Annotated in this window: 12 protein-coding genes; all 12 read left to right on the top strand. The window is 63.2% G+C overall.

What is annotated here, in order from left to right; all coding sequences use genetic code 11:
• Window positions 1-143: 143 nt before the first annotated feature.
• The 12 genes from Herbaro_RS13905 to Herbaro_RS13850 all read left to right on the top strand — a co-directional run bounded on the left by Herbaro_RS13905 (window position 144) and on the right by Herbaro_RS13850 (window position 14,676).
• Window positions 144-929 (top strand): GntR family transcriptional regulator, encoded by a 786-nt coding sequence (locus Herbaro_RS13905; protein WP_275010221.1) that lies wholly within the window; start codon window positions 144-146, stop codon window positions 927-929.
• Between the two features lie 153 nt (window positions 930-1,082).
• Window positions 1,083-1,493 carry a succinate dehydrogenase, cytochrome b556 subunit gene (sdhC, locus tag Herbaro_RS13900; protein ID WP_275010220.1) on the top strand — a complete coding sequence of 137 codons (411 nt, stop codon included), beginning with the start codon at window positions 1,083-1,085 and terminating at the stop codon, window positions 1,491-1,493.
• A gap of 2 nt (window positions 1,494-1,495) precedes the next feature.
• Window positions 1,496-1,861 (top strand): succinate dehydrogenase, hydrophobic membrane anchor protein, encoded by a 366-nt coding sequence (gene sdhD, locus Herbaro_RS13895; protein WP_275010219.1) that lies wholly within the window; start codon window positions 1,496-1,498, stop codon window positions 1,859-1,861.
• Between the two features lie 3 nt (window positions 1,862-1,864).
• Entirely contained in the window at window positions 1,865-3,643 is a 1,779-nt protein-coding gene (sdhA, locus tag Herbaro_RS13890) for a succinate dehydrogenase flavoprotein subunit (protein WP_275010218.1), read from the top strand.
• A gap of 11 nt (window positions 3,644-3,654) precedes the next feature.
• Window positions 3,655-4,365: a succinate dehydrogenase iron-sulfur subunit gene (locus Herbaro_RS13885; RefSeq protein WP_275010217.1), complete on the top strand. Its 711-nt coding sequence runs from the start codon at window positions 3,655-3,657 to the stop codon at window positions 4,363-4,365.
• Window positions 4,366-4,518: 153 nt separating this feature from the next.
• Entirely contained in the window at window positions 4,519-4,788 is a 270-nt protein-coding gene (locus tag Herbaro_RS13880; RefSeq protein ID WP_446719271.1) for an FAD assembly factor SdhE, read from the top strand.
• A 149-nt stretch (window positions 4,789-4,937) separates the two neighbouring features.
• The gene (gltA, locus tag Herbaro_RS13875) at window positions 4,938-6,239 is read left to right on the top strand and encodes a citrate synthase (RefSeq protein ID WP_275010215.1); all 1,302 of its coding nucleotides are present in this window, start codon (window positions 4,938-4,940) and stop codon (window positions 6,237-6,239) included.
• A 380-nt stretch (window positions 6,240-6,619) separates the two neighbouring features.
• Window positions 6,620-9,484, top strand: a complete 2,865-nt coding sequence (locus Herbaro_RS13870; protein WP_275010214.1) for a 2-oxoglutarate dehydrogenase E1 component — start codon at window positions 6,620-6,622, stop codon at window positions 9,482-9,484.
• An 80-nt stretch (window positions 9,485-9,564) separates the two neighbouring features.
• Window positions 9,565-10,806, top strand: a complete 1,242-nt coding sequence (odhB, locus tag Herbaro_RS13865; RefSeq protein WP_275010213.1) for a 2-oxoglutarate dehydrogenase complex dihydrolipoyllysine-residue succinyltransferase — start codon at window positions 9,565-9,567, stop codon at window positions 10,804-10,806.
• 212 nt (window positions 10,807-11,018) lie between these two features.
• On the top strand, window positions 11,019-12,446 hold the full coding sequence (gene lpdA / locus Herbaro_RS13860) for a dihydrolipoyl dehydrogenase (RefSeq protein ID WP_275010212.1): 1,428 nt from the start codon (window positions 11,019-11,021) through the stop codon (window positions 12,444-12,446).
• A gap of 251 nt (window positions 12,447-12,697) precedes the next feature.
• Window positions 12,698-13,795 carry a cell division protein ZapE gene (gene zapE / locus Herbaro_RS13855; RefSeq protein WP_275010211.1) on the top strand — a complete coding sequence of 366 codons (1,098 nt, stop codon included), beginning with the start codon at window positions 12,698-12,700 and terminating at the stop codon, window positions 13,793-13,795.
• Window positions 13,792-14,676, top strand: a complete 885-nt coding sequence (locus Herbaro_RS13850; RefSeq protein ID WP_342456493.1) for a hypothetical protein — start codon at window positions 13,792-13,794, stop codon at window positions 14,674-14,676. The genes zapE and Herbaro_RS13850 overlap by 4 nt, the downstream gene beginning before the upstream one ends.
• The last annotated feature ends 75 nt before the right edge of the window (window positions 14,677-14,751 follow it).

Here is a 14,751-nt window from a genome sequence, read left to right as displayed (position 1 = left end):
CTGCGTTGCGGCTTTTCAGGTTGCTCGCGAGTGTAGGCCTGCGAAAGGCGCGTGTCAATCAATATCTTATGTCTTATATAAGACATATTATTGCATAGTTTTTTCTGGACGCCGGAAGGTGTTTTGTGTTGAAATTCGGGGTTATGAGCTCGATCCAGCCCAATCAGAACAGCGTCGACGCGCAAGGCGCAGGGGCGGGTGTCGCCAGTCCGGCGCCCACCTTCAGTCCGCTGTACCAGCAGATCAAGGCGCTCATCATGCAGCGCCTTGAGGCAGGGGAGTGGAAGCCGGGCGAACTCATCCCCAGCGAAGTCGAGCTGGGCGGTCGTTTCAAGGTCAGCCAGGGTACGGTGCGCAAGGCCATCGACGAGCTGGCCGCCGAGAACCTGGTGGTGCGCCGCCAGGGCAAGGGCACCTTCGTCGCCACCCATCATGAAACGCAGGCGCAGTTCCGCTTCCTGCGGCTGATGGCCGACAGCGACGAGCCCCAGCGTCCCGAAAACAAGATCGTCGAAGTCAAGCGCGTGCGCGCGTCCGCCGAAGTGGCGCGACAGCTGGACATGAAGTCCGGCGACTCGGTCATCTTCATCCGGCGCGTGAAATCATTCAATGGCGTTCCCATCATCCTCGAAGACATCTGGCTGCCCGGCGCCATCTTCAAGGGGCTGACGGCCGAGCGCCTGGTGGAATACAGAGGCCCGTTGTACGGCCTGTTCGAGTCGGAATTCGGAACACGCATGATTCGCGCCGAGGAGCGCATCCGTGCCGTGGGGGCAGATCCGGAGTCCGCGGAGTTTCTGGGGGTGTTGCCCCAAACGCCGTTGCTCAGTGTGGAACGCGCATCGTTTACCTACGGCGACAAGCCGGTGGAAATGCGGCGCGGGCTGTATCTGACCACGAATCATCATTATCAGAGCGAGTTGAGCTGAAGCCCGGCGGGGAACGCGCCGTTTCGTCCTGAAGGGCGGGAAGGCGGCGCGTGTTCGGTGCTTAGGCTTTGCTGCGAAGCGGAATAATTGTTGATGACGATTTGGAAAATCGGCGAAAATTGCAGGATTGTTTTAATCTGAGGAGAACCTTGTATGTCTGAAGCCGCTAAACCACCACGGCCGCAATTTCGTAACATACACCTTACCCAAATTGCTGGTTACCGCATGCCTCTGGCAGCCCTGGTGTCGATCATGCACCGTATCAGCGGGCTATTCCTGTTCCTGATGCTGCCGTTCATCCTGTTCCTGCTGGACAGCAGCCTGCTCTCCGAAGGCACCTTCGAACACCTCAAAGGCTTCGCCTCCAACTGGTTCGTCAAGCTGGTCATCCTCGCCCTGTCCTGGGCCTACCTCCACCACTTCTGCGCCGGCATCCGCCACCTGATCATGGACAACCACGTCGGTCTGGACAAGGACAGCGCACGCAAGTCGTCGGCTACGGTACTCATCGTCAGCATCGCGCTGATGGTTCTGGTCGCATTGAAACTGTTCGGAGCATTCTGAAAATGGCTGATAACAATATCGGATCGAAGCGCCTCGTCGTCGGCGCCCACTACGGTCTGCGCGACTGGCTCGCGCAACGCGCCACCGCCGTCGTCATGGCGCTCTACACCGTCATCCTGCTGGTGGTCTTCTTCACCTCGACCGGCTTCAGCTATCAGGGCTGGGCGGCGCTGTTCGCGCATCAGTGGTTCAAGGTCGCGACCTTCGCGGTCTTCGCGGCGCTGTTCTTCCACGCCTGGATCGGCGTGCGCGACATCTGGATGGATTACGTCAAGTCGGTGGCCGTGCGCCTGGTCTTGCAAGTTGCCACGATTCTGTGGCTGGTTGGTTGCGCAGGCTATGCCGCGCAGATTCTGTGGAGAAATTAAATCGTGGCTGCCATCAAATCCGCAATCACTACCCGTCGCTTTGACGCGGTCATCGTTGGCGCCGGCGGTTCCGGCATGCGCGCGTCGCTGCAGCTGGCTGAAGCCGGCCTGAACGTCGCCGTCCTGTCCAAGGTCTTCCCGACCCGCTCGCACACCGTTGCCGCCCAGGGCGGCATCGGCGCTTCGCTGGGCAACATGTCGGAAGACAATTGGTACTGGCACATGTTCGACACCGTCAAGGGTTCCGACTACCTCGGCGACCAGGACGCCATCGAGTTCATGTGCCGTGAAGCGCCCAAGGCGGTCTACGAGCTGGAACACTTCGGCATGCCGTTCGACCGCAACCCCGACGGCACCATCTACCAGCGTCCGTTCGGCGGCCACACCGCCAACCTGGGCGAGAAGCCGGTGCAGCGCGCCTGTGCCGCAGCCGACCGCACCGGCCATGCGCTGCTGCACACGCTGTACCAGCGCAACGTGCGCGCCAAGACCCACTTCTTCGTCGAGTGGATGGCGCTGGACATCATCCGCAACGAAGAGGGCGACGTCCTCGGCGTGCTGGCGCTGGAAATGGAAACCGGCGAAATCATGATGCTGCACGCCAAGACCACCCTGTTCGCCACCGGTGGCGCAGGTCGCATCTGGGCCGCATCGACCAACGCCTTCATCAACACCGGCGACGGCATGGGCATGGCCGCACGCGCCGGCCTGCCGCTGCAGGATATGGAGTTCTGGCAGTTCCACCCGACCGGCGTGGCCGGCGCGGGCGTGCTGATCACCGAAGGCGTGCGCGGCGAAGGCGGCATCCTGATCAACAGCAACGGCGAACGCTTCATGGAACGCTATGCGCCGACCCTGAAGGACCTGGCGCCGCGCGACTTCGTCTCGCGTTCGATGGACCAGGAAATCAAGGAAGGCCGCGGCGTCGGCCAGCACCAGGATCACGTGCTGCTGGACCTGCGCCACATCGGCGCCGACACCATCAAGAAGCGCTTGCCGTCGATTCTGGAAATCGCCCACAAGTTCGCCAACGTGGACGCGACCAAGGAACCGATCCCGGTCGTGCCGACCATCCACTACCAGATGGGCGGTATCCCGACCAACGTGTACGGCCAGGTCGTCGCGCCCAAGGGCGGTTCGCAAAAGGAAGTGGTGCAGGGCATGTACGCCATCGGCGAATGCGCCTGCGTGTCGGTGCACGGCGCCAACCGCCTGGGCACCAACTCGCTGCTGGACCTGGTGGTGTTCGGCCGCGCCGCCGGCAACCACATCGTGGGCAGCAAGCTGCAGGACCAGAGCCACAAGCCGATCCCGGCCGGCGCGCTGGAAAAGTCGCTGGATCGTATCGCGCGCCTCGAAAGCAGCACCGGCTCCGAGCGCGTGCAGGACGTGGCCAACACCATCCGCGCCACCATGCAGAAGTACTGCGGCGTGTTCCGCACCGATGCGCTGCTGCAGGAAGGCTACAAGCAGATCATGGAGCTGGACGAGCGTCGCAAGCATGTCTCGTTCAAGGACAAGTCCAAGGTCTTCAACACCGCGCGCCAGGAAGCCCTGGAGCTGGACAACCTGATCGAAACCGCCAAGGCCACCATCACGTCGGCGGCCGCCCGCAAGGAGTCGCGCGGCGCCCACGCGCACAGCGACTACGAGCAGCGCGACGACGTCAACTGGCTCAAGCACACGCTGTGGTTCTCCGAGGGGAATCGTCTCGACTACAAGCCGGTCAACATGCAGCCGCTGACCGTCGAGACATTTAAACCTAAAGCACGTACTTTCTAAGAGGTCGCAACATGACTCGCACCCTGAAATTCAAAATCTACCGTTACGATCCGGACAAGGACGAGAAGCCGTACATGCAGGATCTGACGGTCGAGCTGAAGCCGACCGACAAGATGCTGCTCGACGCCCTGCAGCGCATCAAGGCCGACGTGGACGATTCGCTGTCGCTGCGCCGCTCCTGCCGCGAAGGCGTGTGCGGCTCGGACGCCATGAACATCAACGGCAAGAACGGCCTGGCCTGCATCACCAACCTCAACGAGCTGACCGAGCCCATCGTTCTGAAGCCGCTGCCGGGCCTGCCGGTCATCCGCGACCTGATCGTGGACATGACCAACTTCTTCAAGCAGTACGACTCGATCAAGCCCTACCTGATCAACGAAAGCATTCCTCCTGAAAAGGAGCGCCTGCAATCGCCCGAGCAGCGCGAAGAGCTGGACGGCGTGTACGAGTGCATCCTGTGCGCCTGCTGCTCGACTTCCTGCCCGTCGTTCTGGTGGAACCCGGACAAGTTCGTCGGCCCCGCCGGCCTGCTGCAAGCCTACCGCTTCATCGCCGACAGCCGCGACGAAGCCACCGGCGCCCGCCTGGACAACCTGGAAGACCCGTACCGCCTGTTCCGCTGCCGTTCGATCATGAACTGCGTCGATGTCTGCCCGAAGGGATTGAACCCCAACAAGGCCATCGGCAAGATCAAGGAACTGATGGTTCGCCGCGCAGTGTAAGTTGCGCAACCGGCTGGAAAGCGGGGCGCCGCGGGCCTGTGGGCTGCGGCGCCCCGATGATGCGGGCGCCGAAGGCATGGCTTCCCGCGCCGGGCGGAAATCCGCCGCTCCGGTTAGTATCAGAAATCAATCAGTAGAGAAATGAGCGAGTTCATGACTGAACGTCACCAGGATGATCCGGCCAAACGAGCGCGCCTGCGCTGGCGGGCACGCCGCGGCCTGCTGGAGAACGACCTGATCCTGACGCGCTATCTCGATGCCAACGAGGCCGGGATGAGCGACGAAGAGGTCGACGCGTTTTCGCGGCTGATGGACCTGTCCGACATCGACCTGATGGACTTGCTGCTGGCTCGCAAGGAGCCGGAGGCGGCAGTCGACCTGCCGCAGGTGCACGCGTTGCTGCAGAAACTGCGTACGGCCTGATTTTTGCGCCTGGCCACAAGCCAGACGGATTTTGCTCGAACGCGGCCTGTTTTTTTCATGCCACCCAGCGCATCGGAACGATGATGTCGCCAGGCAGTGCGGTCGCGGTTTTGATTAACGGTTTCACCATCCCAGCAAAAGGAAAAGCTATGTCCAATACCGATATCAAAGCTACCCTGTCGTTCTCCGACGGGTCTCCATCCGTAGATTTTCCTGTCTACAAGGGCACCATCGGCCCTGACGTGATCGACATCCGCAAGCTGTATGCCGGCACCGGCAAGTTCACCTATGACCCAGGCTTCATGTCGACCGCGGCCTGCAACTCCTCGATCACCTACATCGACGGCGACAAGGGCGAGCTGCTGTACCGCGGCTACCCGATCGAGCAGCTGGCCGTGAACTGCGACTTCCTGGAATCCTGCTACCTGCTGCTGCACGGCGAGCTGCCGACTGCAGAGCAAAAGCTGGAGTTCACCGACACCGTGACCAAGCACACCATGGTGCACGAGCAGATGAACTTCTTCTTCCGCGGCTTCCGTCGCGACGCGCACCCGATGGCGGTGCTGACCGGTTCGGTGGGCGCGCTGTCGGCCTTCTACCACGACTCGCTGGACATCTCCAACGCCAACCACCGCGACGTCTCGGCCATCCGCATGATCGCCAAGCTGCCGACCCTGGTCGCGATGGCCTACAAGTACAGCATCGGCCAGCCGTTCGTGTACCCGCGCAACGACCTGTCGTACACCGCCAACTTCATGCGCATGATGTTCGCCAACCCGTGCGAAGAGTACAAGGTCAATGAAGTGCTGGTGCGCGCGCTGGATCGCATCCTGATCCTGCACGCCGACCACGAGCAGAACGCATCGACCTCGACCGTCCGCCTGGCCGGCTCCTCGGGCGCCAACCCGTTCGCATGTATCGCCGCCGGCATCGCCTGCCTGTGGGGCCCCGCTCACGGCGGCGCCAACGAGGCCGCCCTGAACATGCTGGAAGAAATCGGCACCGCCGACAAGATCCCCGAGTTCATCAAGCAAGTGAAGGACAAGAACTCCGGCGTCAAGCTGATGGGCTTCGGTCACCGCGTGTACAAGAACCACGACCCGCGCGCCAAGCTGATGCGCGAAACCTGCTACGAAGTGCTCAACGAACTGGGCCTGCACGACGACCCGCTGTTCAAGCTGGCCATGGAGCTGGAAAAGGTCGCCCTGGAAGACGACTACTTCGTCTCGCGCAAGCTGTACCCGAACGTCGACTTCTACTCCGGCATCGTCCAGCGCGCGCTGGGCATCCCGACCTCGATGTTCACCTGCATCTTCGCCATGGCGCGCACCGTCGGCTGGATCGCCCAGTGGAACGAAATGATCTCCGATCCGGAACAGAAGATCGGTCGTCCCCGTCAGCTGTTCGTCGGTTCCGCACGTCGCGACGTGCCGGCCATCGACAAGCGCTGAGCAGCATTGCGCGCCTGACTGCCGGAGTTTCTCGGCAGGCAACAAAGCACGTTCGTGCGCTCCTCTTCCCGGTCTGGCCATGCGTGGCTGGGGGAGGGTGCGAGGCCCGTGCGGCGCGGCTTTGCGGCGGGTTGTTGGTGGTATGGGACGCCAGCTGCGAGCGGCGACAAATAAAAAAGCGAATCCTGCGGGATTCGCTTTTTTATTGGGGAGAAGGATATATAATTCCGGAGCGCTGACTGGATGACGTACAGAATACAGAAGTTCAGGTAGACAAAAGTCCTTCCCCACAACTTGATGCAATCCGCTAACCGGTCAGGCCGTGTCGCGGAAGGTGTAGAAACCCGCTAATCTCGCGAAACGCGAAGAAAGGTGAGCAAATGACAAAGCTCTACGAGCAATACAACATCAACTCCTACCTCTTCGGTGGGAATGCTCCGTACATTGAAGAACTGTACGAAGCCTATCTGAACAATCCCGGATCCGTCCCCGACAACTGGCGCGCCTACTTCGACGCGGTTCAGCACGTTCCCGCCACCGATGGCTCGAACCGTCCCGACGTCGCCCACGCTCCTGTCGTCGCCTCCTTCGCCGAGCGCGCCAAGCAAGGCCCGATCCGCACCGTCATCGCTTCCGCCGACTCCGACATGGGCCGCAAGCGCGTCGCTGTTACCCAGCTGATCGCCGGCTACCGTGACCTCGGTTCCCGTTTCGCCAACCTGGACCCGCTGCAACGCCAGGAACGCCCCAGCATTCCCGAACTCGATCCGGCCTTCTACGGCTTCACCGATGCCGACCTGGACATCGTGTTCAACATCAACAACACCTACTTCGGCCCGGAAACCGCATCGCTGCGCGACCTGCTGCAGATGCTGCGCGACACCTACACGCGCACCATCGGCGCAGAGTTCACCTACGTGTCGGACATGACCGAAGTGCGCTGGCTGGAAGAGCGCCTGGAGCCGACCCGCGCCGCGCCCAGCTTCTCGGCCGAGAAGAAAAAGCACATCCTGGAGCGCCTGACCGCGGCCGAAGGCCTGGAACGCTACCTCCACACCAAGTACGTCGGCCAGAAGCGCTTCTCGCTGGAAGGCGGCGAAAGCTTCATCGCCTCCCTGGATGAAACCATCCAGCGCGCCGGCGAAAACGGCGTGCAGGAAATCGTGATCGGCATGGCCCACCGCGGCCGCCTGAACGTGCTGGTCAACATCCTGGGCAAGACCCCGCAAGAACTGTTCTCCGAATTCGAAGGCCGTCACGCCGACGACCTGCCGGCCGGCGACGTCAAGTACCACCAGGGCTTCTCGTCGGACGTGTCGACCCCCGGCGGCCCGGTTCACCTGTCGCTGGCGTTCAACCCCTCCCACCTGGAAATCGTCAACCCGGTGGTCGAAGGCTCGGTCAAGGCCCGCATGGATCGCCGCGGCGACAAGGACGGCTCGCAAGTGCTGCCGATCCTGGTCCACGGCGACGCCGCCTTTGCCGGCCAGGGCGTCGTGATGGAAACCCTGAACCTGGCGCAGACCCGCGGCTACGGCACCGGCGGCACGGTTCACATCGTGATCAACAACCAGATCGGCTTCACCACCTCCGACCCGCGCGACTCCCGTTCGACGCTGTACTGCTCGGACGTGGTCAAGATGATCGAAGCGCCCGTGCTGCACGTCAATGGCGACGATCCGGAAGCCGTCGTGTTCGCGACCCAGATCGCTGTCGACTACCGCATGAAGTTCAAGAAGGACATCGTGGTCGACATCATCTGCTTCCGCAAGCTGGGTCACAACGAGCAGGACACTCCCGCTCTGACCCAGCCGCTGATGTACAAGAAGATCGCGCAGCACCCCGGCACCCGCAAGCTGTATGCCGACAAGCTGTCGGCCCAGAAGACCATCGCCGCCGACGGCGGCGAGGAACTGGTCAAGGCCTTCCGCACCGCGATGGACGCCGGCAAGCACACCATCGATCCGGTCCTGACCAACTTCAAGAGCAAGTATGCGGTCGACTGGCTGCCGTTCCTGAACCGCAAGTGGACCGACGCCGCCGAAACCGCGGTGCCGCTGGCTGAACTGAAGCGCCTGGGCGCCAAGATCACCACCATCCCCGAAGGCTTCAAGGCCCACTCGCTGGTCGAGAAGGTCATCAACGACCGCGCCGCCATGGCGCGCGGTGAAATGAACCTGGACTGGGGCATGGGCGAACACCTGGCCTACGCCTCGCTGGTGTCGTCCGGCTACGCCGTGCGCCTGACCGGCCAGGATGCGGGCCGCGGCACCTTCGTGCACCGCCATGCGGTGCTGCACGACCAGAACCGCGAACGCTGGGATGCCGGCACCTACGTGCCGCTGCAGAACGTGGCCGAGAACCAGTCCGTGTTTACCGTGATCGACTCCGTGCTCTCCGAGGAAGCGGTGCTGGGCTTCGAATACGGCTACTCGACCGCCGAGCCGAACACCCTGACCATCTGGGAAGCCCAGTTCGGCGACTTCGCCAACGGCGCCCAAGTGGTGATGGACCAGTTCATCAGCTCCGGCGAAGTCAAGTGGGGCCGCGCCTCGGGCCTGGTGCAGATGCTGCCGCACGGCTACGAAGGCCAGGGTCCTGAGCACTCGTCGGCACGCCTGGAACGCTACCTGCAGCTGTGCGCCGACAACAACATGCAAGTGGTGCAGCCGACTACCGCCGCACAGATCTTCCACGTGCTGCGTCGCCAGATGATCCGCCTGTTCCGCAAGCCGCTGATCATCCTGACGCCGAAGTCCCTGCTGCGCAACAAGGATGCCGGCTCGCCGCTGTCCGACCTGGCCAAGGGTTCGTTCCAGACCGTGATCCCGGAAGTCGACGAAACCATCGACGCCAAGAAGGTCAAGCGCATCGTCGCCTGCTCGGGCAAGGTGTACTACGACCTGGTCAACGCCCGCAAGGAACGCGGCCAGACCGACACCGCCATCATCCGCGTCGAGCAGCTGTACCCGTTCCCGCACAAGACCTTCGCGGCTGCCTTGAAGCAGTTCCCGAACTTCAACGAGCTGGTGTGGGCGCAGGACGAGCCGCAGAACCAGGGCGCATGGCTGCAGATCCAGCACAACATCTTCGAGAACCTGTCCGAAGGTCAGAAGCTGGCCTATGCAGGTCGTCCGGCCAGCGCCTCGCCGGCGGTCGGCTACTACGACAAGCACTACGCCCAGCAAAAGGCATTGATCGAAACCGCCTTCGCCAAGCTCAAGGGCTTTGTGCTGACCAAATAACACTGATGAGAACCGGGCGCGCCGCGAGGGCGGCGCGCCCGCGTTTGTTTGAACGAATTACCCGAATCGGAGAAATATAAATGGCTCAAATCGAAGTAGTGGTCCCGCAATTGTCGGAATCCGTTGCAGAAGCAACCCTGCTGCAATGGCACAAGAAAGTCGGCGAGAAAGTCACTCGCGACGAAAACCTGATCGACATCGAGACCGACAAGGTCGTGCTGGAACTGCCGGCTCCGGCAGACGGCGTGATCACGCAAATCATCGCCGCTGACGGCGCCACCGTGGTCGCCGGTCAAGTGATCGCGATCCTCGACACCGACGCTTCAGCCCAGGTCGAGCCTGGTGAAGTCAAGGCCGCCCCGGCGCCGCAAACCGGCAACGAACCGACCCCGGTTGCCGCTCCCGAGCTGGCCAACAAGGGCGACGTCGCCATGCCTGCCGCCGCCAAGCTGCTGGCCGACAACAACCTGTCGACCTCGCAAGTCACCGGCACCGGCAAGGATGGCCGCGTGACCAAGGGCGACGTCCTGGGCGCGCTGTCGGCGCCTGCCGCCGCACCCGCTGCCGCCGCCAAGCCGGCACTGGCGCAAGTCGCCGCACCGGTCAAGGCCGGCCTGGAAAGCCGTCCGGAACAGCGCGTGCCGATGAGCCGCCTGCGCGCCCGCGTGGCCGAGCGCCTGGTGCAATCGCAGTCGACCAACGCGATTCTGTCGACCTTCAACGAAATCAACATGAAGCCGGTCATCGACCTGCGCAACAAGTACAAGGACCAGTTCGAGAAGGAACACGGCGTCAAGCTGGGCTTCATGTCCTTCTTCGTCAAGGCCGTCGTGCACGCCCTGAAGAAGTACCCGATCGTGAACGCTTCGGTGGACGGTAACGACATCGTCTACCACGGCTACTTCGACATCGGTGTGGCCGTCGGTTCGCCGCGCGGCCTGGTGGTTCCCATCCTGCGCGATGCGGACCAGATGTCCATCGCCGACATCGAAAAGAAGATCGTCGAGTTCGGCCAGAAGGCCAAGGACGGCAAGCTGTCGATCGAAGAACTGTCGGGCGGCACCTTCACCGTGTCCAACGGCGGCACCTTCGGTTCCATGCTGTCGACCCCGATCATCAACCCGCCGCAATCGGCGATCCTGGGCATCCACGCCACCAAGGAGCGCGCTGTGGTGGAAAATGGTCAGGTCGTCGTGCGTCCGATCAACTACTTCGCGCTGTCCTATGACCACCGCATCATCGACGGCCGCGAAGCCGTCCTGTCGCTGGTGGCCATCAAGGAAGCGCTGGAAGATCCCGCACGCCTCCTCCTCGACTTGTAATGCATGCCAGGCAAGCTACTGCGCGACCCGATCTCGCCGCTGTGATGCTCGCCGTACAATCGTACGGCTGCGCTTCTCGCGGCGACCTCGCGGCGCTCGCTACGCTTGCCTGCCATGCCACAGAGCCGGCTACGCGCTGAACGGCTTGTTTCGTTCAGCGCTTTTTTGTATCCGCGGATGCTTGTCCGCGACAGACAAAGTTAGGAAAAGACATGAGCAAGAATTTCGACGTGGTCGTCATCGGCGGCGGCCCCGGCGGCTACATTGCCGCCATCCGCGCAGCGCAGCTGGGTTTCAACACCGCCTGCATCGACGAATGGAAGAACGAGAAGGGCGGTCCCGCTCCCGGCGGCACCTGCACCAACGTCGGTTGCATCCCGTCCAAGGCGCTGCTGCAATCGTCCGAGCACTATGAACATGCCAGCCACGGCTTCGCCGAGCACGGCATCGAAGTCAAGGGCCTGGGCCTGAACCTGGAAAAGATGCTGGGCCGCAAGAACACCGTGGTCAAGCAGAACAACGACGGCATCCTGTACCTGTTCAAGAAGAACAAGGTCACCTTCTTCCACGGCCGCGGCTCCTTCGCCAAGGGCGACGCCAACGGCTACGAGATCAAGGTCGCCGGCGCGGCTGAAGACACCATCGTCGCCAAGCACGTGATCGTGGCCACCGGCTCCAACGCCCGTGCGCTGCCCGGCGTGCCGTTCGACGAGCAACTGATCCTGTCCAACACCGGCGCGCTGGCCATCACCGAAGTGCCGAAGAAGCTGGGCGTGATCGGCGCCGGCGTGATCGGCCTGGAAATGGGTTCGGTGTGGCGCCGCCTGGGCGCGGAAGTGACCGTGCTGGAAGCGCTGCCCGCCTTCCTGGGCGCGGTTGACGAACAGATCGCCAAGGAAGCGCAGAAGCTGCTGACCAAGCAGGGCCTGAACGTGAGCCTGGGCGTGAAGATCGGCGAGATCAAGGCCGGCAAGAAGAGCGTCACCGTCGAGTACACCGATGCCAAGGGCGACGCGCAAAAGGGCGAATTCGACAAGCTGATCGTTTCCATCGGCCGCACCCCCAACACCATCGGCCTGAACGCCGAAGGCGTGGGCCTGAAGCTCGATGAGCGCGGCTTCATCGCCGTCGACGGCGACTGCAAGACCAACCTGCCCAACGTGTGGGCGGTGGGCGACGTCGTGCGCGGCCCGATGCTGGCGCACAAGGCGGAAGAAGAGGGCGTCGCGGTTGCCGAGCGCATCGCCGGCCAGCATGGCCACGTCAACTTCAACACCATTCCCTGGGTCATCTACACCTCCCCGGAAATCGCCTGGGTCGGCAAGACCGAGCAGCAACTGAAGGCCGACGGCGTGCAATACAAGGCCGGCACCTTCCCGTTCCTGGCCAACGGCCGTGCGCGCGCGCTGGGCGATACCTCGGGCATGGTCAAGTTCCTGGCCGATGCCAAGACCGATGAGATCCTGGGCGTGCACATTGTCGGCCCGATGGCTTCCGAGCTGATCTCCGAAGCCGTGGTGGCGATGGAGTTCCGCGCTTCGTCGGAAGACATCGCCCGCATCTGCCACGCTCACCCGTCGCTGTCCGAAGCGACCAAGGAAGCTGCCCTGGCGGTCGACAAGCGCGCTCTGAACTTCTGATGCGCGATCAATGCGACAATACGCGTCGCCCATGGCGGCCCGGCCGCCATCCAAGCGCGCGTATTGAGCATTGAGATGCTTTACCGATGGGCGAGCCTGGCTCGCCCATTTTTGTTTTGGCGGCGCGCGAACCTGCGGATGTGCAGGTTCGCGCGCCGAACATGCCGTCCCCGCCGACTTCGGGGGCGCGCGCAGCGGCCGCAAGGCCCGGGGAGAACCCGCTGCCGCGTAACGAGAACAAAGACCACACCATGGATGTCCGTCAATTCTACGAGCGCTCGCTGGGCGAGCGCGGCTACCAATCCGATGAAGCGCAGCTGCGCGCCATCGATCGCCTGCAGCGCGCCTATGAGGAGTGGGTGGCCTACAAGGCGCAGCGCGCCTCGGCCTTCAAGCGCCTCATCAGCCGACCGGCGGTGCCGCGCGGCGTGTACATGTGGGGCGGGGTGGGGCGCGGCAAGTCGTTCCTGATGGACAGCTTCTACACGGTGGTGCCGGTGGTGCGCAAGACGCGCCTGCACTTCCACGAGTTCATGCGCGATGTGCATCGCCAGCTCGACGAGTTGAAGGGCATCGCCGATCCGCTCGACGAAGTCGCCAAGCGCATCGCCAAGAAGTACCGCCTGATCTGCTTCGACGAGTTCCACGTCTCCGACATCGCCGACGCGATGATCCTCTACAACCTGCTCAAGGGCTTGTTCGACAATGGCGTCTCCTTCGTCATGACGTCCAACTATGAGCCGTCCACGCTGTATCCGGACGGCCTGCACCGCGACCGCATGATGCCGACCATCGCGCTGCTCAAGGAGCGGCTGGACGTGATGAACATCGACGCCGGCATCGACTACCGCAAGCGCGTGCTGGAGCAGGTCAAGGTCTATCACACGCCCCTGAACGCCAAGACCGACGAGGAGCTGCGCGCCGCTTTTGCCGCCGTGGCCGAGGCGGTCGACGAAGATCCGCGCGTGCATATCGAGGCGCGGGAGATCCGGGCCCTGCGCCGCGCCGGCAGCGCCATCTGGTTCGATTTCGCCACGCTGTGCGGCGGGCCGCGCTCGCAGAACGATTACCTGGAGCTGGCCAGCCGCTTCCAGACCGTGATCCTGTCGGGCATCCCGCGCATGTCGGCCGCCATGTCGTCGGAGGCGCGCCGCTTCACCTGGCTGATCGACGTGTTCTATGACCACAAGGTCAAGCTGATCATGTCGGCCGAGGTCGAGCCGGACGAACTTTACACGGCCGGCACCCTCTCCAACGAGTTCCACCGCACCGTTTCACGTATCATTGAGATGCAGTCGAAGGAATACCTGGAGGCGGATCGCCGCAACGTCGCCGACCGGCTGTCATGATCAACAACCAGATGGACAAGAATTACATGCAAGGCTTTTTCGCTGATGCCAAGGGCGCTTCCCGACTCCTGTGCGGCTTGCTGCTGGCAGGCGCGGCCGGGTTGAGCGCCGCTCAGACGGCCGCCATTTCCGGCCCCTCGCTGCCCGAGGTCGACAAGAGCGTCGCCACCGCGCCCGCGGGCCCCGTGGTGACCATGGCGCCCGAGCGCTTTGCCGAGCTGGACGCGCGCGCGCCGCTGAACCAGCGCTATCCGGCCGGCTCCATCAACTCCGGCGATGTCGCGCAAAAGGCGCTGGATGAAGCCAAGGAAGACCGCGAAGCCGTCAACGTGCGTTATGTGATCGACCAGCGCGCGTGCTATCGCAAGTTCATGGTCAACGCTTGCCTGGACGAGGCCAAGGACCGCAGGCGCGCGGCCGAGAAGAGCATCAAGCAGGTGGAAGTGGAGGCCAACACCTACCAGCGCCAGGCCAATGTCGACGAACGCGACCGTTCGCTGGCCGAGCAGCGCGCCAAGGATGAGCAGGACTCCGCGCGTCGCCTGCAGGAGCAGAAGGACAAGGAGGCCGCCTCCGCACGCAAGGTGCAGGAGAGCAATGCCAAGAACCGCGAGGTCCAGCAGCGCATCGACCAGAACAAGGATTTGCCGCCCGACTATCGCATCCGCGAGCACGAAGCCAAGGTGCGCCAGCAGCAGGCCGAGGATGCGGCCAAGGCGCCGGAGCGCGCGGCCAATGCGGCGGCGCGCGAGCAGCGCATCAAGGACGCGGAAGCCCATCGCCTGGATGTGGAGCGCAAGAAGGCCGAAAACGAGCGTGAACGCGCCGAGCGCAAGAAGCGCCAGGAACCGCCGGCCACGACGGCTCCGGCCGCCCAGTAAGACCCGGCGGCCGACGGCGCCGGTTGGCGCGCCGCGGCTGCTGGATTACACTAGCATCCATTCTCCAGAGGCAGG

It is taken from the genome of Herbaspirillum sp. WKF16, assembly GCF_028993615.1.
Lineage (GTDB): Bacteria > Pseudomonadota > Gammaproteobacteria > Burkholderiales > Burkholderiaceae_D > Herbaspirillum.
The sequence above is the reverse complement of the archived record's forward strand: the minus strand, read 5'-3'. Positions and strand labels throughout refer to the sequence as shown.